The sequence below is a fragment of the Vibrio sp. Vb1026 genome (assembly GCF_033338745.1).
Classification (GTDB): Bacteria; Pseudomonadota; Gammaproteobacteria; order Enterobacterales; family Vibrionaceae; genus Vibrio; species Vibrio alginolyticus.
The window spans coordinates 1-20,275 of record NZ_JAWOTH010000019.1; the positions used below are offsets into that span (position 1 = coordinate 1).

The window sequence follows — 20,275 nt, forward strand, 5'->3', positions numbered from 1 at the left end:
AGTGAGTTTAAAAGCGAGGGAGTAATCGCGCTGAGTTCTTTTAGTTGTTGATTTCATAACACTCTCCAATTTTGGGGTGGAAAGTGTCAACCTTATTTAGGACGGCACAGTAAAAACTAAAAAGGCCAACCCTTCGGTTAGCCTTTTTCATTCAAACTAAGCTCTGTAAACAGGAGCGACTTAGTAGTTACCTGAAGCAACGTTGCCATTGCCTTTTTCAGCTTGAATGCGCATGTAGATTTCTTCACGGTGAACTGAAACCTCTTTCGGAGCGTTAACGCCGATACGCACTTGGTTACCTTTAACACCTAGTACAGTTACAGTCACTTCATCACCAATCATCAGTGTTTCGCCTACGCGGCGAGTCAAAATTAGCATTCTTTGCTCCTTGAGTAATCTCTAAATTTTCTTGCTACAAAGCTATTATCCAACAAAAGTTATATTTTCGTAAACTACCTTGTTAGCGAAAATCAGCCTAAAAAGGCATGTTTTTGTTGAATGTTTAATGCTTCACTAGACGTAATGTAAGCATCATGCAGAATGTTTGCTGCTGTATCCACACATTCGGGTGCTAAAACTAGCATCATAGTGAGTGCATTCGTTGCGCTGAAATTGATCTCAATATCTCGCTTTGCCAACAAATCGCATGCGTGCTCTACCATTCCATTGGCCTCAAGCCCCACTGCGGTCAACAGGCTTACCACTTCACTATTACGGATTTTGTCGCTGAACACCAGATCGAACTTGGCACATGCATCTTGTTTTATCATGATACCTGCCCGTTCTGTTTCCTCGATCACATTCCAAATGTCGATACCCAACATCTGACATTGTTTTGTAGCACTAGATAAATGTTCTTTATCGACTTCGATTATGGCAAGGTCACGTTGAATGGCTATACCAGAGACGGCTTGATTGCCTAACTCCCCCTTTACCAGACTGCCTTCATTAACATCAAATGTCGAAAGCACGCGCAGTGGCACATTATTCTTCCATGCAAATTGCACTGAAGGTAAATGTAATACTTTCGCGCCTCGGCTTGCCATCGCTTCCATGGAAGGAAAATCGATAACCGCCAATTTTCGCGCGTTTTTCACTACACGTGGGTCACAAGTATAAATACCATCAACGTCGGTAAAGATTTGACACTCATCAGCGCGCAATGCGCCTGCCAGTGCCACTGCGCTCGTATCTGAGCCACCTCGACCTAATGTGGTGATATCCCCGTTCTCATTCACACCTTGAAAGCCTGCAACAATCACGATTTGGTCTTGCTCAAGCAATCCCAGAATTGTCTTAGTATCAATGTGTTTAATCGTTGCGTCATTGTGTTGATTATCCGTCACAATATTCGCCTGTGCTCCGGTAAGCGAGCGTGCAGCATGACCCAATTTATTGAGTGTCATTGCTAACAGTGCCATTGACACTTGCTCACCAGCAGAGAGCAAAACATCAAGTTCTCGAGCTGTAGGCACGCTATCTATCTGTTTAGCGAGGTCCATCAGTCTGTTTGTTTCGCCTGACATTGCAGACACGACAACAACAACTTGATTGCCATCATTTTTCGCCTTAATGATGTGTTCAGCAACTTGGTGGATTCTTTCAATTGAACCCACTGAGGTTCCGCCAAACTTTTGCACGATAAGGGGCTTTTTCACCAGTCTTCACCTTCCCAAGACCGAAGTCTCTTTAGAACTGCTTACATCGTCAGTATTTCCTTTTAGAAAAATTATATAAGCAGTAGTTACAACAAAAACCAAATAGCCTAAATGACTCGGTTAACTTTTGGTCAATTAAACCACTTGGCTGCTAAAAAAAATTACGCTCAATCAAAGAAACTTGATTGAGCGTAATTTTAGTAGTTAAAAGCTTATAAGCGCTCTTCTAACCAAGGCTGAACTGTTTTAATTGCCTCTGGTAGTGCGGCTACATCAGTACCACCAGCTTGAGCCATGTCAGGACGACCACCGCCCTTACCACCGACTTGCTCAGCAATCATCTTAACTAGATCACCAGCTTTTACTTTACCAGTTAGATCTTTAGTCACACCAGCAATCAGGCCAACCTTGTCACCTGTTACGTTAGCAAGCAGTACGACACCAGACCCCATTTGGTTCTTAATGTCATCAACCATAGTACGTAGGTTCTTGCTGTCAGCGCCTTCAAGAGCTGCGACTAGAACTTTTGTACCATTGACTTCAACCGCTTTGCCCATGATGTTAGCGCTTTCTGCTGCCGCCATCTTATCTTTTAGCTTCTGCACTTCTTTCTCTAGCGCTTTTGCTTTCTGTGCAGATTCTGCCAGTTTCTCTTCGTACTTCGCGTTTTGAGCTTCAATCGCGTCTAATGCAGCCTCGCCTGTTACCGCCTCAATACGTCGAATACCTGCAGCAATGCCGCTTTCTGAAGTAATTTTGAATAGGCCAATATCACCTGTGCTTGATGCGTGAATACCACCGCAAAGCTCTGTCGAGAAGTCACCCATAGACAGTACGCGTACTTCGTCATCGTACTTCTCACCAAACAGTGCCATTGCGCCTTTCTTCTTAGCAGACTCAATGTCCATCACGTTGGTTTCAATCGTGTGGTTGCGACGAATTTGCGCGTTAACTAGACGCTCAACTTCTTTCAGTTCTGCTGCAGTTACGGCTTCTAGGTGTGAGAAGTCGAAACGTAGGTTGTCTGCCTTCACCAATGAGCCTTTCTGCGTTACGTGCTCACCTAAAACTTGGCGTAGTGCTGCGTGTAGCAAGTGCGTTGCTGAGTGGTTTAGAGAGATAGCTGCGCGGCGCTCTGCGTCAACGATAGTTGCTACTTCATCACCTTTCGCTAGAACGCCTTCTGCCATTACACCGTGGTGCGCGATTGCGTTACCTAGTTTTTGAGTGTCCTCAACGCGGAATACACCAGACTCAGTACGGATTTCACCAGCGTCACCACACTGACCGCCTGACTCTGCGTAGAATGGTGTTTCACCAAGTACGATGATTGCTTTGTCGCCCGCAGATAGAGAATCTACTTCGTTGCCTTCAACGAACATCGCTGCTACAGAACTAGAGCCTTTAGTACCTGTGTAACCACAGAATTCTGTTTGCGTATCAACTTTGATTGCTGCGTTGTAGTCAGTACCAAAATTACCCGCTTCACGCGCACGTTGACGCTGCTCTTCCATCGCTTTCTCAAAACCTTCTTCGTCGATTGCGAACTCACGCTCACGTGCAACGTCGTTAGTTAAGTCAGCTGGGAAGCCGTAAGTGTCGTAAAGTTTAAATACGGTTTCGCCGTCCAGTACTTTACCGTCTAGGTTATCTAATGCTTCGTTTAGAATCGCCATACCGCGCTCAAGTGTACGACCAAAGTTTTCTTCTTCGATACGCAGTACTTTTTCAACCACAGCTTGTTGACGCTTCAGCTCTTCACCAGCCGTACCCATGATGTCTGCCAGTACGCCAACCAACTTGTGGAAGAATGCACCTTGTGCGCCCAGCTTGTTACCGTGACGAACTGCGCGACGGATGATACGGCGTAATACGTAACCACGACCTTCGTTTGAAGGCATAACGCCATCCACGATCAGGAATGAACATGAACGGATGTGGTCAGCGATAACGCGTAGTGATTGGTTTGATAGGTCTTCGTAACCGATCACTTCTGCTGCTGCTTTGATAAGAGCTTGGAATACATCAATTTCGTAGTTTGAGTGAACGCCCTGCATGATTGCAGAGATACGCTCGATACCCATACCAGTATCTACCGATGGTTTTGGTAGCGGTTCCATAGTGCCGTCTGCGTGACGGTTGAACTGCATGAATACGTTGTTCCAGATCTCGATGAAACGGTCACCATCTTCTTCAGGCGTGCCAGGACGGCCACCCCAGATATGCTCACCGTGATCGTAGAAGATTTCAGTACATGGACCACAAGGGCCAGTGTCGCCCATTTGCCAGAAGTTATCAGACTCGTACGGCTTGCCGCCTTCTTTGTCACCAATGCGAACAATACGATCAGCGGGCACGCCAACTTTCTTGTTCCAGATGTCAAACGCTTCGTCATCGGTTTCGTAAACAGTTACCAATAAACGATCCGCTGGCAGTTTAAGAACTTCAGTTAAGAATTCCCAAGCAAAGGAGATCGCATCTTCTTTGAAGTAATCGCCAAAGCTGAAGTTGCCTAACATTTCAAAGAATGTGTGGTGACGAGCAGTAAAGCCAACATTTTCTAGGTCGTTATGTTTACCACCAGCACGTACGCAACGCTGAGCCGTAGTCGCTCGAGTGTAGGCTCGTTTTTCTAAGCCTAAGAAACAATCTTTAAATTGGTTCATACCTGCGTTTGTGAACAGCAGGGTTGGGTCGTTATGTGGAACTAACGATGAACTTTCTACGATTTGGTGTCCTTTGCTCTCAAAGAACTTGAGGAACGCGTTACGAACCTCATCAGTGCTCATGTACATGCAGCTCTTCCTGAAAATAGTCGAGTTAGAATTTTGCCGTATTGTAGATCATGCAAACAGCTGAGACTAGTTTTCTTGAGGAAAAGAGGGAGTAGGAGAAAAAATTTGAAGCAAAACAAAAATCAGTGCGGACGACTGACCGTTAATCTTCATCCTCAAAGCTCAGCGCGTAGCTGATTTGGTCAAAACTGTAGCCGCGATACTGCAGAAAACGAACTTGTTTTGCGTACTCTTTTTGGTCTTTGGCTTTAATACCTTTGAATTTCTTTTCTGCCGCCTGTTTAGCCAGTTCAAACCAATCTTGCGGCTCTTCAGCCATAGCTTGCTCAATCACCGATTCCGCAACACGCTTCTGGTTTAACTCTTGACGAATTCGACGCTCTCCATGTCCTTTGTATACATGCTGTCTAATTTGACTCTTCGCGTAACGTAAATCATCTAAATAGTTATGGTCTAGGCAAAAATTAATTGCGATGTCGATGTCTGATTCTTCATAGCCCTTCATCGATAATTTTTGGTAAAGCTCATACTGACCATGATCGCGACGGCTAAGCAATTGTATAGCAGCCTCTTTGCTCGATAATGTTGGCGCCTGGCGTTTTTGGTACATGATGATCCTAAAAGTATTTTTGCTGTACAGGCTCTCAATGGCCTTTGTGATAATTCGATTTTTGATTTCAATAGATACAACAAAGCCCCGCATTGCAGGGCTTTGTCATTTATTAATCTATGAGAGATTAAAACTCTTCAGCTTGCTCTGGCGCTTCACCAGCTTCAGGCGCTTCCGCAAGTGCTGGCGCTAGCAACATTTCACGCAGTTTTGTATCGATAGTTTTAGCCACTTCAGGGTGCTCACGCAGGTAGTTACATGCATTCGCTTTACCTTGACCAATCTTATCGCCATTGTAGCTATACCAAGCACCGGCTTTTTCAACTAACTTGTGCTTCACACCTAGATCGACAAGTTCACCTTCGCGGTTAAAGCCTTGGCCGTACATGATTTGTGTGTTTGCTTCTTTAAATGGTGCTGCAATCTTATTCTTAACAACTTTGATGCGCGTTTCGTTACCTACGACTTCGTCACCTTCTTTGATTGCGCCAGTACGACGGATATCTAGACGAACAGAAGCGTAGAACTTAAGTGCGTTACCACCTGTTGTTGTTTCTGGGTTACCAAACATCACACCAATCTTCATACGGATTTGGTTGATGAAGATACACATACAGTTAGACTGCTTTAGGTTACCCGTTAGCTTACGCATTGCTTGAGAAAGCATACGTGCTTGCAGACCCATGTGGCTATCGCCCATTTCGCCTTCGATTTCTGCTTTCGGTGTTAGTGCTGCAACAGAGTCGACAACCATAACATCGATAGCACCAGAACGTGCAAGTGCGTCACAGATCTCTAGAGCTTGCTCACCTGTGTCTGGCTGAGAAACTAGCAATGCATCGATATCAACGCCAAGTTTCTTCGCGTATACAGGATCTAGAGCATGCTCTGCATCGATAAACGCACACGTTTTGCCTTCACGTTGCGCAGCAGCAATAAGCTCAAGCGTTAATGTTGTTTTACCTGAAGATTCTGGGCCGTAGATTTCTACGATACGACCCATTGGTAGACCACCAGCACCCAAAGCGATATCAAGAGAAAGAGAACCCGTTGAGATGGTTTCTACGTCCATTGCGCGGTTATCACCAAGGCGCATGATAGAGCCTTTACCGAATTGCTTTTCAATTTGACCTAGCGCAGCGGCGAGCGCTTTCTGTTTGTTCTCGTCCATTACTTTCTCCGATTTATTCATCTTCTTTGGGCGACGAATAGTAATTCATTTTTCTTAAGCAGAAGAACTGCTCAGCAATGAAAGTTATTATACTGTTGATTCATACAGTGTCCATACCTGTATGAAAAAAATTTGGCTGACCTAAAGTCATGATTTGCTCTAGCCCTTATCAATGCTGGGCTAAAACAAGTTAAGAAATTCTAGAGCAGATGTTGATACAATTGAGTCAGCGCGTGCTCGACCGCTTTTTTGCGAACTTCTGCACGGTCACCAGAGAAATGCATGGTTTCGACTTGCTGCCAACTTTGGTTATCAGCAAAAGCAAAGCAGACCATGCCGACTGGTTTCTCTTCACTGCCACCACCCGGCCCTGCAATACCACTGATGGACACACCGATGGTGGCATTGGAGTTTTTAATTGCACCCTGCACCATTTCAATCACAACTGGCTCACTCACTGCACCATGCGCTTCTAACGTTGAAGCTTGCACACCAAGCATCTCCATTTTCGCTTCATTACTGTAGGTGACGAACGCACGGTCAAGCCAAGCTGAACTACCAGCAATGTCAGTAATGGCGGTTGCAACACCACCACCTGTGCATGATTCTGCGGTTGTTAAAACATGCCCGTGTTTAGCCAATAATGCGCCTAAATCGGCACTCAATTTTGTTGTTTTTTCCATAGCCAAAATGCCCTTTGTCTCTTTTTACTTGATAGGGATTCACGTATCCTAAGCCGCTACGGAAATAAACAAAAGAACTTACCTGTGAAAGCTGAACAAAAACACACTCCGATGATGCAGCAATACCTCAAGCTAAAAGCTGAGAACCCAGAGATTTTGCTGTTCTACCGCATGGGCGATTTCTACGAACTCTTTTACGATGATGCCAAGCGAGCTTCTCAGCTTCTTGATATTTCATTGACCAAACGTGGTGCGTCTGCAGGTGAACCTATCCCAATGGCGGGTGTGCCATTTCACGCCGTAGAGGGCTACCTGGCAAAACTTGTTCAGCTTGGTGAGTCTGTGGCGATCTGTGAACAGATTGGCGATCCGGCCACCAGCAAGGGACCGGTAGAACGTAAAGTTGTGCGTATCGTGACACCAGGTACTGTGACGGATGAAGCGCTGCTTTCTGAGCGTGTCGATAACTTAATCGCAGCAATTTACCATCACAACGGTAAGTTCGGTTATGCGACGCTGGATGTCACCTCTGGTCGCTTCCAACTGACAGAACCAGAGACTGAAGAAGCGATGACAGCCGAGCTTCAACGTACTGCACCACGTGAGCTACTGTTCCCAGAAGATTTTGAACCTGTACATTTAATGGCGGGCCGCAATGGTAACCGTCGTCGCCCAGTCTGGGAGTTTGAGCTTGATACGGCTAAGCAACAACTCAATCAACAATTTGGCACAAAAGATCTGGTTGGTTTTGGTGTAGAACATGCGTCCTTAGGGCTGTGTGCTGCTGGTTGTTTGATCCAGTACGTAAAAGATACTCAACGTACGGCTTTACCTCATATTCGCTCTTTAACGTTTGATCATCAGGATCAATCCGTCATCCTTGATGCTGCTACCCGACGTAATCTGGAAATTACTCAAAATCTAGCAGGCGGAACCGAGAACACGCTCGCTGTAGTACTCGACCATTGTGCTACTCCGATGGGCAGCCGAATGCTGAAGCGTTGGTTGCATCAGCCTATGCGTTGCATTGAAACGTTAAACAATCGTCTTGATGCGATTGGTGAGATTAAAGAACAAGCTCTGTTTGCCGATCTTCAACCAACGTTAAAGCAAATTGGTGATATTGAACGTATCTTAGCGCGCCTTGCATTACGCTCTGCTCGCCCTCGCGATATGGCTAGACTTCGCAATGCCATGCAACAGCTACCAGAGCTAGAATCTGTCACCGCTTCTTTGACCCATCCGTACCTAACGAAATTGGCGAAGTATGCAGCTCCGATTGACGAAGTATGTGACCTGTTAGAGCGCGCGATTAAAGAAAATCCGCCGGTTGTTATTCGTGATGGTGGCGTCATCGCTGAAGGCTACAATGCGGAGCTCGATGAATGGCGAAAATTGGCAGACGGTGCAACAGAATATCTTGAGCAGCTTGAGCGAGATGAGCGTGAACGACACGGTATCGATACGCTTAAAGTAGGCTATAACAACGTTCATGGCTTCTTTATCCAAGTGAGCCGTGGCCAGAGCCATTTGGTTCCACCGCATTATGTACGTCGCCAAACACTCAAAAACGCTGAACGCTACATCATCCCAGAGCTTAAGGAACACGAAGACAAAGTACTTAACTCGAAATCTAAAGCGTTAGCACTTGAGAAACAGTTGTGGGAAGAACTGTTTGATCTATTGATGCCAAACCTTGAGAAGCTGCAAAACCTAGCTTCTGCCCTGTCTCAACTGGATGTATTACAAAACCTAGCAGAGCGTGCAGATTCGTTAGATTACTGCCGCCCAACGCTTGTGAAAGACGCAGGAATTCACATTCAAGCTGGTCGTCATCCAGTCGTAGAACAAGTAACAACAGAGCCGTTCATCGCGAACCCAATTGAGCTTAACCCAGCCCGTAAGATGTTGATCATCACCGGTCCAAACATGGGTGGTAAATCAACCTACATGCGTCAAACTGCGCTGATTGCATTGATGGCACATATCGGCTCTTATGTACCGGCAGAATCCGCACAGATTGGTTCTTTAGATCGTATATTTACTCGTATTGGTGCGTCAGATGATCTTGCATCTGGCCGCTCGACCTTCATGGTAGAAATGACCGAAACAGCCAATATTCTTCACAACGCAACTAAGAACAGTTTGGTGCTAATGGATGAAATCGGGCGCGGTACTAGTACTTACGACGGTCTGTCTTTAGCTTGGGCAAGTGCGGAATGGCTCGCAACACAAATTGGTGCGATGACCCTATTTGCAACTCACTACTTCGAATTAACAGAGTTACCGAACCAACTGCCAAACTTAGCGAACGTTCACTTGGATGCCGTAGAACATGGAGACAGCATTGCCTTTATGCACGCAGTTCAAGAAGGTGCGGCAAGTAAGTCTTACGGCTTGGCTGTTGCGGGCTTAGCTGGCGTACCAAAAACGGTCATCAAAAATGCGCGTAACAAGCTATCTCAGCTAGAGCAACTGGGGCAAAACAGTGACACACCACGTCCAAGTGCAGTAGATGTGGCTAACCAGTTGAGCCTGATTCCAGAGCCTAGCGAGGTCGAACAAGCCCTGTCAGGTATTGACCCTGACGACTTAACGCCACGCCAAGCTCTTGAAGAGCTGTATCGCTTGAAGAAGATGCTGTAAACAGACTCACACCAACGAGCAAAAAAGAAAAAAGGCTATGGGGAACCATAGCCTTTTGCGTATCTAGTGAAATACGGATTACTTAATCGTCTTCTACGTTAAACAAGTTTTCCATATTCAAACCTTGTTTGATTAGGACTTCACGAAGACGACGTAAACCTTCCACTTGTATTTGACGTACTCGCTCACGTGTCAGACCAATCTCTCGACCAACTTCTTCCAGCGTCGAAGGCTCGTAGCCTAGTAGGCCGAAGCGACGTGCAAGCACTTCTTTCTGTTTCGGATTCAACTCTTCTAACCAATGAATCAACGATGATTTGATGTCGTCATCTTGAGTCGAAACTTCTGGATCAGAGTTGTTTGCATCAGGAATAATATCCAGCAGCGCTTTCTCACCGTCACCACCGATTGGCGTGTCGACAGAGCTAATACGCTCATTAAGGCGTAACATTTTGCTTACGTCTTCGACTGGAATATCTAATTGAGCAGCAATTTCTTCTGCGGTCGGTTCGTGATCGAGCTTTTGAGAAAGTTCACGCGCAGTACGCAGATAAATGTTCAGCTCTTTCACTACGTGGATAGGTAGACGGATCGTGCGAGTTTGGTTCATCAACGCTCGCTCTATCGTTTGTCGGATCCACCATGTTGCGTAAGTAGAGAAACGGAAACCACGTTCTGGGTCGAATTTTTCGACCGCTCGGATCAAGCCGAGGTTACCTTCTTCAATCAGATCGAGTAGTGCTAGACCACGGTTACTGTATCGACGAGAAATCTTAACAACCAAACGTAGGTTACTTTCGATCATACGTTTGCGTGCCGCTTCGTCGCCACGTAGGGCGCGTCTTGCGTAAAGCACTTCTTCTTCGGCAGTAAGTAAAGGTGAGAAGCCAATTTCGCCCAAATACAACTGAGTTGCATCTAAGCTTTTACTGCTCGCGTCAAATTCTTCACGCGCAGTCGCTTTGCTTTCTGTGGATGATGATCTTTCGAGTTCGTTATCAATGGTCTTCACTGACGCATTGTCAAATGCAAACTCTTCAACTTTGGTTACTGTGTTGCTGATACTCATAACGCCTCCCCCTGGCGAGTTAGCAAGACATGACAACTCAATATGTCGCTAAATGATGTCGCAAGTTGTTTTTCAAAGTTTTAAGGCAAATAGCGTTTTGGATTCACTGATTTACCTTGATAGCGAATTTCAAAGTGTAGTTTGACCGACTTTGCACCTGAACTACCCATGGTGGCGATTTTTTGTCCGCTTTTTACGCTTTGTCCTTCTGTGACCAGCAGTTTGTCATTATGTGCGTATGCGCTTAAATAATTGTCGTTATGCTTTACTATAATTAAGTTGCCATAACCTCGTAGCGCATTGCCTGAATAAACGACTGTGCCGGCTGCGGTTGAAACGATAGGTTGACCACGCTGTCCTGCGATGTCGATACCTTTATTTCCCTGTTCTCCCGCCGAAAAGTTCTTGATTACTCTCCCTTTTGTTGGCCACAACCACTTTGAGACTTTATCACTCTTTGCTGTGGTAGTTGGCGCTTTTTGCTTCACTTTTTGGTTATCTTTTGAACCAACATACTCCTTTGTTTTCGATTGTTCAACCTTCTTTGGAGGCTGTTTTTGTACGACTTTAGGCTTAGTCTCTGTAGGTTTTTGACTAGAGTTTTTACTCGAAGGTTTAGGTTTAGAGGCTGTTGATGTTTTCGTCACTGGAGCTGGGGGTGTCGTAACAACAGGAGCCACAACGGGTTCAACTTTTTGACCATATTTAGGGGCGACATATTTCGGAGCCCAAAGTTTTAGCCTCTGTCCTGGGTAGATAGTGTAAGGCTGAGTTAACTCATTGTAACGAACAAGATCATTTACATCTTTATCTGTGACATAAGCTATGAAGTAAAGTGTATCGCCTTTTTTTACCTCATAATAACTCCCTCTGTAACTCCCTCTTTCAAGGCTTGAATAGTCTTTTTTTAGGCTAGAGACAGGTGCAGGGGAATGCGCTGCACAACCAACTAGTCCTGCAGCAAACACAAAGCTAATACCAATATGACGTAGTAACTTATTCACCTATCCCTAACCCTTAAGCTAAATCACCCGCAACCAGAGGTACGAACCGAACCATTTCTACAACGGTAGAGAGATATTCGTCTCCCTTACGCTCTATTTTTAATAACTGTTGTTCCGTATCTCCAACAGGAATGACCATTTTGCCGCCATCTCTTAATTGTGAGAGAAGAGCTTGGGGAATCACTTCAGCGGCAGCGGTAACAATGATAGCATCGAAAGGACCTCTCGCTTCCCAGCCCTGCCACCCATCAGCATGCTTAGTTGAAACATTGTAAATATCCAATTGCTTCAGGCGACGCTTTGCTTCCCATTGCAACGATTTAATTCGCTCAACGGAGTATACATGATCAACAATTTGCGCCAGTACCGCGGTTTGATAACCCGATCCCGTTCCGATTTCCAGAACACGACTCGCCGGCTCTAGCTCAAGCAACTCGGTCATACGCGCAACGATATAAGGCTGAGAAATAGTTTGTCCCTGACCAATTGGTAACGCATTGTTATCATAGGCTTGGTGCATCATCGCTTGAGAAACAAAGCTTTCTCGTGGCAAGCGTTGGATAGCATCCAGAACTCTTTGGTCTTTGATGCCACTGGAGATAAGAAACGCTATCAACCTGTCAGCATGTGGGTTACTCATTACTTCTCTTCCTTTAACCAACTGTCCATAGCACGCAGCGACTCGTGAGCGGTGAGATCAACTTGCAGAGGCGTCATTGAAATTCGGCCATGCTCAATTGCATAAAAGTCCGTGCCCTCTCCTGCATCTTGCTCCTTTCCTGGTGGCCCTAACCAATAAATGTCATGACCTCTCGGATCTTTCTGCTTGATCATATTCTCTGCGTGATGACGTGCACCTAAACGCGTAACTTCAATTTCACCTAAATTCTCTGATGGTAAGTCAGGCACGTTTACGTTCAGTAGACGATTCGTTGGAATCGGCGACGCTAAATGCTGTTGTACAATTTGACGTGCAATTTTAGCGGCGGATTCGAAATGTCGCTTACCCACTAGAGAAAAAGCCACCGACTGAACGCCAAGGAAATGACCTTCCATGGCTGCTGCTACTGTTCCAGAATAAAGAACATCATCACCCAAATTAGCGCCATGGTTGATTCCTGACAGAACAAGATCAGGCAAATCATCTTTCATTAGCTCATTCAGCGCGAAATGCACACAATCCGTGGGCGTGCCTTGCACTGAGTAGATATTTGGGGCAATTTCAGTCACGCGTAATGGTTGTTCTAATGTGAGTGAATTCGAAGCACCTGAACGATTTCGATCAGGTGCGACAATGGTCACTTCAGCGATATCTCTCAACTCATCAGCGAGGGCATGAATCCCTTGAGCATGAACACCATCATCATTGCTGATTAAGACTCTTAAGGGCTTCGGGTTTCGTGAATCCTGTTCCATTAGTATTCTCTTTCTACTTCAACCTCATTAACTAACTCACGAACAATAGAGGTCGCAAAAGATCCCGCATCCAGTGAGAAAGTCAGCGTAATGTTGTTACCTTCAACCGTCCAAGCTAAATCTTTTGGCTTTAGCGCAATATCGCGACGGTCGTGGCGCATGCGATTACCACGAATCAGCGCCATGAGGTCAGGCTCTTCGTCTAAAAACGGTTGCTCTAATGCCAGAGCCTCGGCTTGAGTAGGCAGTGCATTATCGCCAGCAAGCGCAGCGGTAATTGCCGCTTCACCTTGCGCAAATTGCGCTTGCAGAGCAGCGATGTTGTTTGCATCAATCAACTGAGTGCCAGAATTCGTCTGTGCAATGTCACCATCAATGAACTTATCAAACACACCATTCTCTAGACGAGCTGAAACGATGCGGTTGAAAATCCACGAACGAGCCGCTGATAAATACATGCTTCGCTTGTTTTGATTGCGGGTACGAACGTTTTCGCGTCCCCATCGACGTGCTTCTTCAAGGTTGTTGCCATCGTTACCAAAACGCTGACTACCAAAGTAATTTGGCACACCAACTTGTTTCACTTTTTCAAGACGTTGTTCTACATCCGCTATATCTGTCACTTCAGACAAAGTAACCACGAACTCGTTCCCTACTAGGTCACCAGGACGCAGTTTTTTATTGTGACGATCTGTTGCAAGGATTTCGATACTTGGGTATTGAGCCAAAAACGCTGAAAAATCTGGCGTTTCACCTTTTGGTAAATGGACACTTAACCACTGTTCCGTCACCGCATGACGGTCTTTAAGACCCGCCCAGCTAACGTCTTTCGACTTAACACCACAGGCTTTTGCTAACTCGTTAGCAACGAAGCTGGTGTTCTCACCCGTTTTACGGATACGAACCATTAGGTGCTCGCCTTCGCCCGTAAAGGCAAAACCTAAATCTTCGCGAACCTGAAATTGCTCTGGCTGCGCTTTGATTTTTGCCGATGCAACTGGCTTACCCGTTAGGTAAGCCAATGAAGATAAAATGTCTGACATGATGTGTTTCCGCTGATATCACAGCTTAGAGGAGCAAATTGCTAGTTATTGCTTAAACAGAAGTACAACGGCTTCCGTTGCAATGCCTTCTTTGCGTCCAGTAAAACCGAGACGTTCTGTCGTCGTCGCTTTTACGTTAATGTTACTAATGTCGGTTTCTAGGTCTTCGGCTATCGCCGCACACATTGCGTCAATGTGTGGTGCCATTTTAGGCGCTTGTGCCATGATGGTTACATCAGCATTGCCGAGACGGTAACCTTGCTCTTTGACTCGACGGTAAACGTCTTTCAGTAATTCACGACTGTTTGCGCCTTTCCATTTATCATCCGTATCTGGGAAATGACGACCAATATCGCCGGCAGCAATCGCGCCCAGCAGAGCATCCGTTAACGCATGCAACGCTACATCGCCATCTGAGTGTGCAATCAAACCTTGCTCATAAGGGATTGCTACACCACCAATAATGACCGGGCCTTCACCACCGAATTTATGTACATCGAAACCATGACCAATTCGAATCATTTTCTATCCTTTCTTTATTCGCCGCGCTCACGGCTTAGATAAAACTCGGCTAACGCAAGGTCTTCTGGCTGAGTGATTTTTATATTGTTCGCATTCCCTTGAACTAAGGCTGGCTTCTCGCCTAACCACTCCAAAGCCGAGGCTTCATCGGTAATGGTTACACCCTGTTCTAATGCGTCAGCCAGTGCTTGAGTAAGCTGCTGAGTTTTAAACATTTGTGGAGTCAGTGCATGCCACAATGCTTCTCTATCTACCGTATGATCGATATCTTGTACTGCGTTTGCTCGCTTCATTGTATCTCTCACAGGAGATGCGAGAATGCCACCCGTTGAGTGAGCGCAGCAAACATCAATCAAACGGTCAATGTCGGATGTTAATACACATGGCCTTGCAGCATCGTGGACTAACACCCACTCGCTTTCCAGATGCTCATTGACATAGTTTAGCCCTGATAACACAGAGTCTGCTCTTTCTTTACCACCAGCTACACGAATCACATCTGGGTGCTTAGCAATGGACAATTCTGGGTAATATGGGTCGCCGTCAGTAATGGCAACGACAACCTTAGAAATATTTGGGTGGGAAAGCAGTTTCTCTACGGTATGTTCCAGTACCGCTTTACCTTCGATCAATAAATATTGCTTAGGGCGATCTGCCTTCATTCTGCTACCCACACCCGCAGCAGGCACAATTGCGATATGCGATGAGTTCATATCCAACATTTTAATGGTTTTCCTCACCTATAATGCGGTAAAAAGTCTCGCCATCTTTAACTAAACCGAGCTCATGACGCGCACGTTCTTCAATCGCATCAAGACCTTGCCTTAAGTCATCAATCTCAGCGAACATTTCATTGTTGCGAGCTTGTAGCTTGCTGTTCACTTGTTGCTGAACTTCAATTTCATCTTTTACAGTGTAGTAGTCAGACACTCCGTTTTTACCAAACCATAGAGTGTATTGAAGCAAGCCAAACAGTAGCGTAAGGGCTATAACAAAGATTCGCATATCGCTGCTAACATTCTGTACCGGAAGGAATTAGATAAGGTGACATATATAGCATAAATGCGAGGTTGCCTCTAGGGGAGAAAGGGAGACTCACACGCTCCTTACAAGAAATAAGCAGCAAAATGAAACAAAGAGACTTCTCTACTCTCTCCTCGTTCTATGGAATCACAAATGAACGTAAGCGAAAGACATCAAAAAGCAAAGCCTGTTCTCATATGTCAGATACAAAAACACCCCGCCAAAGCTGGGTGTTTTTAAAAGTTTTAAGTTAAGCCGTTAATTCAGTTAAGAATTAAGCTTGACCTTTAACTTCTTTAAGATCGCTTACTTGAAACATGGACTTAGCGCTTCCGTTATATAAAAAAACACCCCGCCAAAGCAGGGTGTTTTAAAAGCTTTAAGTTAAGCGGTTAATTCAATTAAGAATTAAGCTTGACCTTTAACTTCTTTAAGACCGTTGAAAGGAGCGCGCTCACCTAGAGCTTCCTCGATACGGATTAGCTGGTTGTACTTAGCAACACGGTCAGAACGGCTCATAGAACCAGTTTTGATTTGACCTGCAGCTGTACCTACCGCTAGGTCAGCGATAGTTGCATCTTCAGTTTCGCCAGAACGGTGAGAGATTACTGCTGTGTAACCTGCGTCTTTAGCCATCTTGATTGCAGCTAGAGTCTCAGTTAGAGAACCGATTTGGTTGAACTTGATAAGGATAGAGTTAGCTACGCCTTTCTCGATACCTTCAGCAAGGATCTTAGTGTTAGTAACGAATAGATCGTCACCTACTAGTTGAAGCTTGTCACCTAGTAGTTCTGTTTGGTGCTTGAAGCCATCCCAGTCAGACTCGTCTAGACCGTCTTCGATAGAAACGATTGGGAATTGGTTAGCTAGCTCAGCTAGGTAGTGGTTGAACTCTTCAGAAGTGAAAGTTTTACCTTCGCCTTTCATGTTGTAGATGCCAGCTTCTTTGTCGAAGAACTCAGATGCAGCACAGTCCATAGCTAGAGTAACGTCTTTACCTAGTTCGTAACCAGCAGCTGCAACAGCTTCTGCGATAACTTCTAGAGCTTCAGCGTTAGATTTAAGGTTAGGAGCGAAACCACCTTCATCACCAACTGCAGTGCTGTAGCCTTTAGACTTAAGAACTTTAGCTAGGTTGTGGAATACTTCTGCACCGATACGTAGACCTTCTTTAAGAGTCTTAGCGCCAACTGGTTGGATCATGAACTCTTGGATGTCAACGTTGTTGTCTGCGTGCTCACCACCGTTGATGATGTTCATCATTGGTAGAGGCATAGAGAACTGACCTGCAGTGCCGTTTAGCTCAGCGATGTGCTCGTATAGAGGCATGCCTTTCGCAGCAGCAGCAGCTTTAGCGTTTGCTAGAGAAACAGCTAGGATAGCGTTAGCACCGAATTTAGATTTGTTTTCAGTGCCGTCTAGTTCGATCATTACTGCGTCGATTGCAGCTTGGTCTTTAGCGTCTTTGCCAACTAGAGCTTCAGCGATTGGGCCGTTTACAGCTTCAACTGCTTTAAGAACACCTTTACCTAGGAAACGTGCTTTGTCACCGTCACGTAGCTCAAGAGCTTCGCGAGAACCAGTAGATGCGCCAGATGGAGCTGCCGCCATACCTACGAAACCGCCTTCTAGGTGTACTTCAGCTTCTACAGTTGGGTTACCACGTGAGTCGATGATTTCACGACCTAGAACTTTAACGATCTTAGACATTAATGTTTCCTCTCGTTTCAAATATAAATGTCAATCTTAAAGGGCAGCAGCACAACCTTCGCCGCCGCCCGTATCCTTTTACTTCTCGAATTCGCCGCGTGCGTTTTGGCCCGCAGCCTTAACAAAACCTGCAAACAATGGATGTCCATCGCGAGGAGTCGAGGTGAATTCTGGGTGGAACTGAGCCGCTACAAACCATGGGTGAGCTGGGTTCTCAATCATTTCCACTAACTTCTTGTCCGCAGATAGACCTGATACTTTTAGGCCTGCTTTTTCGATTTGCGGACGAAGCACGTTATTCACTTCGTAACGGTGACGGTGACGTTCATGGATCGTCGCGCTACCGTACAGTTCACGAGCTTTAGTCCCTTTCTCTAGGTGACACAGCTGTGAACCAAGACGCATCGTACCGCCTAGGTCAGACTTTTCAGTACGCTCTTCTACGCTACCTGATTCGTCTACCCACTCTGTGATCAAACCTACCACAGGGTACTTAGTCTCTTTGTTAAATTCTGTTGAATGTGCACCTTCCATACCCGCAACGTTACGCGCGTATTCGATTAGTGCAACTTGCATACCCAAACAAATACCTAGGTAAGGCACGTTATTTTCACGTGCATATTGAGCCGCACGGATCTTGCCTTCAATACCACGATCGCCGAAGCCACCTGGTACTAGGATTGCGTCCAAACCTTCTAGAAGTTCAACGCCTTTTGTTTCGATATCTTGTGAGTCTACATACTTAATTGTGACGCTTAGGCGGTTTTTCAAGCCAGCGTGTTTAAGCGCTTCGTTCACAGATTTGTATGCATCTGGTAATTCAATGTATTTACCAACCATACCGATGGTTACTTCACCAGTAGGATTTGCTTCTTCGTAGATAACCTGTTCCCATTCAGAAAGGTCTGCTTCAGGAGCAGTAATACCAAAGCGAGCACACACAAGGTCATCTAGCCCTTGAGATTTAATCAACTGAGGGATCTTGTAGATAGAGTCTACATCCTTCATTGAAATTACTGCTTTTTCTGGAACATTACAGAACAGTGCGATTTTTTTACGCTCATTCGCAGGAATAACGCGATCGCTACGGCAAACTAGGATGTCTGGCTGAATACCGATAGATAGAAGTTCTTTTACAGAGTGTTGCGTCGGCTTAGTTTTCACTTCGCCCGCTGCCGCTAGGTAAGGAACAAGTGTTAGGTGCATGAACATTGCGCGCTCACGGCCTAGCTCAACAGCTAGCTGACGAATCGCTTCCATAAATGGTAGTGATTCGATATCACCAACAGTACCGCCAACTTCAACGATAGCCACATCATGGCCTTCAGAACCTGCAATAACGCGATCTTTGATTGCGTTAGTGATATGAGGGATAACTTGAATAGTTGCGCCTAGGTAGTCACCACGACGTTCTTTACGAAGTACGTCGGCATAAACACGACCTGCAGTGAAGTTGTTACGCTTGGTCATCTTGGTACGGATGAAACGCTCGTAGTGACCAAGGTCAAGGTCAGTCTCTGCGCCATCTTCTGTAACGAACACTTCACCGTGCTGAGTAGGGCTCATTGTGCCCGGGTCAACGTTGATGTAAGGGTCAAGCTTCATCATAGTCACTTTAAGACCACGAGCTTCTAGAATAGCCGCAAGAGATGCTGCTGCAATACCTTTACCTAGAGAGGATACAACCCCGCCAGTAACAAAAATGTAATTTGTCGTCATGTTTAACCTGAAATTGGTTGAATGAGGGAAATGGAGTGCTTCTGGACGGGAGATAAATATACCAGAAGCTCCTTACCGCCACAACGTGAAATCTATCACACCGTAATTTTTTATTTTTTGCTTCAAATCAAAGTGAGCAAAGACAAACCAAAGTCCGTTTTCGTGCAACCAAACAAGCTGACCTTATATTATGTATTCTGCCAGTTTACCTCTGCCTCGATTCTTCTTGTTTTACTTCATCCCAAAAATGGTCAAGTTCTGATAAAGAACAATCTGTAAGTACTTTGCCTGACTGCTGGACCTTGCCTTCAACTTGTTTAAAACGTCGCGCAAACTTTACGTTTGCTTTTCCTAGTGCGACTTCTGGGTTTTTATCAAGGTGGCGAGCCAAATTGACAGTCGCAAATAGCAAATCACCGAGCTCCAACTCAACTTTCTCTTCATCGGGCTGAACTTGCAGTGCCTCTTCCATGACTTCGTCAATTTCTTCTCGTACTTTATCGACAACCGGGCCAAGTGAATCCCAATCAAACCCAAATTTTGCACATTTTTTCTGAATTTTTGTAGCACGAGAAAGTGCCGGCAAAGAGTTTGGTATTGAGTCTAGGATACTTTCTTCCGCTTTGCCTACTAGGGCTTTTTCTTTTGCTTTTTCCGCTTCCCAGTTCGCGTTAATTTCCTCGTCAGATTCAAACTCAACATCTGAAAAAACATGCGGGTGGCGACGAGTCAGTTTTTCGTTCACGGTTTCGACGACATCCGAAAAGTCGAACAGCTCTTGCTCTTTCGCTAGCTGACTGTAAAAAATCACCTGAAACAACAAATCCCCTAGCTCTTCTTTTAGATTGGGCCAATCTCGATTTTGAATCGCGTCCACCACTTCGTAGGTTTCTTCTATAGTATGCGGAACGATGGTGTCAAAGGTTTGTTTTAAGTCCCAAGGGCAACCGTTTTCTGGGTCACGCAACTTCGCCATGATTTGTTCTAACTGTTCAATTGGATGACTCATTTTTTGTTCCTTTAAACCTTTCTATTAAAGAAAAAGGTGAGCAGCCAAAACCACTCACCTTCCACATTGTATTTTCTCAGCAGCTTTCACTAAGTAATTGTTACTTTGACAAGGCAACAAATTTTCGCGACTCCTGAGCATGGTTCACCATGTGATGAGCCTGGGCCGGCACTCCGGAGTGAGCGCAGGCAACAACG

18 protein-coding genes are annotated in these 20,275 nt (G+C 45.5%); 1 reads left to right on the forward strand and 17 read right to left on the reverse strand.

Features of this window, described 5'->3' with window-relative positions:
• Positions 1–180: 180 nt before the first annotated feature.
• The 6 genes from csrA to pncC all read right to left on the reverse strand — a co-directional run bounded on the left by csrA (position 181) and on the right by pncC (position 6,917).
• Positions 181–378 (reverse strand): carbon storage regulator CsrA, encoded by a 198-nt coding sequence (gene csrA / locus R7E47_RS20595; protein WP_004415691.1) that lies wholly within the window; start codon positions 376–378, stop codon positions 181–183.
• Between the two features lie 92 nt (positions 379–470).
• Positions 471–1,658: an aspartate kinase gene (locus R7E47_RS20600; protein ID WP_005383803.1), complete on the reverse strand. Its 1,188-nt coding sequence runs from the start codon at positions 1,656–1,658 to the stop codon at positions 471–473.
• A gap of 212 nt (positions 1,659–1,870) precedes the next feature.
• On the reverse strand, positions 1,871–4,453 hold the full coding sequence (gene alaS, locus R7E47_RS20605; protein ID WP_005380872.1) for an alanine--tRNA ligase: 2,583 nt from the start codon (positions 4,451–4,453) through the stop codon (positions 1,871–1,873).
• 142 nt (positions 4,454–4,595) lie between these two features.
• A complete protein-coding gene (gene recX, locus R7E47_RS20610; protein ID WP_017633543.1) occupies positions 4,596–5,063 on the reverse strand; it encodes a recombination regulator RecX in 468 nt (155 codons plus the stop codon).
• 127 nt (positions 5,064–5,190) lie between these two features.
• A complete protein-coding gene (gene recA, locus R7E47_RS20615) occupies positions 5,191–6,234 on the reverse strand; it encodes a recombinase RecA (protein WP_005380874.1) in 1,044 nt (347 codons plus the stop codon).
• Positions 6,235–6,434: 200 nt separating this feature from the next.
• Positions 6,435–6,917, reverse strand: coding sequence for a nicotinamide-nucleotide amidase (gene pncC / locus R7E47_RS20620; protein ID WP_005383794.1), 483 nt, complete (start codon positions 6,915–6,917; stop codon positions 6,435–6,437).
• 84 nt (positions 6,918–7,001) lie between these two features.
• Between pncC and mutS the strand changes: the two genes are divergently transcribed.
• On the forward strand, positions 7,002–9,563 hold the full coding sequence (mutS, locus tag R7E47_RS20625) for a DNA mismatch repair protein MutS (RefSeq protein ID WP_318085041.1): 2,562 nt from the start codon (positions 7,002–7,004) through the stop codon (positions 9,561–9,563).
• 82 nt (positions 9,564–9,645) lie between these two features.
• On the opposite strand, the gene rpoS is transcribed toward mutS, so the two are convergent.
• The 11 genes from rpoS to mazG form a co-directional block, all read right to left on the reverse strand.
• Positions 9,646–10,632 (reverse strand): RNA polymerase sigma factor RpoS, encoded by a 987-nt coding sequence (gene rpoS / locus R7E47_RS20630; RefSeq protein WP_005380887.1) that lies wholly within the window; start codon positions 10,630–10,632, stop codon positions 9,646–9,648.
• 80 nt (positions 10,633–10,712) lie between these two features.
• Positions 10,713–11,636 carry a peptidoglycan DD-metalloendopeptidase family protein gene (locus tag R7E47_RS20635; RefSeq protein WP_017633546.1) on the reverse strand — a complete coding sequence of 308 codons (924 nt, stop codon included), beginning with the start codon at positions 11,634–11,636 and terminating at the stop codon, positions 10,713–10,715.
• 13 nt (positions 11,637–11,649) lie between these two features.
• Positions 11,650–12,276 carry a protein-L-isoaspartate(D-aspartate) O-methyltransferase gene (locus R7E47_RS20640; RefSeq protein WP_005380892.1) on the reverse strand — a complete coding sequence of 209 codons (627 nt, stop codon included), beginning with the start codon at positions 12,274–12,276 and terminating at the stop codon, positions 11,650–11,652.
• The gene (gene surE, locus R7E47_RS20645) at positions 12,276–13,052 is read right to left on the reverse strand and encodes a 5'/3'-nucleotidase SurE (RefSeq protein ID WP_262645186.1); all 777 of its coding nucleotides are present in this window, start codon (positions 13,050–13,052) and stop codon (positions 12,276–12,278) included. Before surE ends, R7E47_RS20640 begins: the two co-directional genes overlap by 1 nt.
• Positions 13,052–14,095 (reverse strand): tRNA pseudouridine(13) synthase TruD, encoded by a 1,044-nt coding sequence (truD, locus tag R7E47_RS20650; protein ID WP_262645187.1) that lies wholly within the window; start codon positions 14,093–14,095, stop codon positions 13,052–13,054. The genes surE and truD overlap by 1 nt, the downstream gene beginning before the upstream one ends.
• A 45-nt stretch (positions 14,096–14,140) precedes the next feature.
• Positions 14,141–14,617 carry a 2-C-methyl-D-erythritol 2,4-cyclodiphosphate synthase gene (ispF, locus tag R7E47_RS20655; RefSeq protein ID WP_005380896.1) on the reverse strand — a complete coding sequence of 159 codons (477 nt, stop codon included), beginning with the start codon at positions 14,615–14,617 and terminating at the stop codon, positions 14,141–14,143.
• 14 nt (positions 14,618–14,631) lie between these two features.
• Positions 14,632–15,339 (reverse strand): 2-C-methyl-D-erythritol 4-phosphate cytidylyltransferase, encoded by a 708-nt coding sequence (ispD, locus tag R7E47_RS20660; protein WP_017821625.1) that lies wholly within the window; start codon positions 15,337–15,339, stop codon positions 14,632–14,634.
• Between the two features lies 1 nt (position 15,340).
• Positions 15,341–15,622: a cell division protein FtsB gene (gene ftsB, locus R7E47_RS20665; RefSeq protein ID WP_005380907.1), complete on the reverse strand. Its 282-nt coding sequence runs from the start codon at positions 15,620–15,622 to the stop codon at positions 15,341–15,343.
• Positions 15,623–16,048: 426 nt separating this feature from the next.
• The gene (gene eno, locus R7E47_RS20670; RefSeq protein WP_005383785.1) at positions 16,049–17,350 is read right to left on the reverse strand and encodes a phosphopyruvate hydratase; all 1,302 of its coding nucleotides are present in this window, start codon (positions 17,348–17,350) and stop codon (positions 16,049–16,051) included.
• A 78-nt stretch (positions 17,351–17,428) separates the two neighbouring features.
• The gene (locus R7E47_RS20675; RefSeq protein WP_021034029.1) at positions 17,429–19,069 is read right to left on the reverse strand and encodes a CTP synthase; all 1,641 of its coding nucleotides are present in this window, start codon (positions 19,067–19,069) and stop codon (positions 17,429–17,431) included.
• A gap of 205 nt (positions 19,070–19,274) precedes the next feature.
• On the reverse strand, positions 19,275–20,078 hold the full coding sequence (mazG, locus tag R7E47_RS20680; RefSeq protein WP_005383780.1) for a nucleoside triphosphate pyrophosphohydrolase: 804 nt from the start codon (positions 20,076–20,078) through the stop codon (positions 19,275–19,277).
• Between the last annotated feature and the right edge of the window lie 197 nt (positions 20,079–20,275).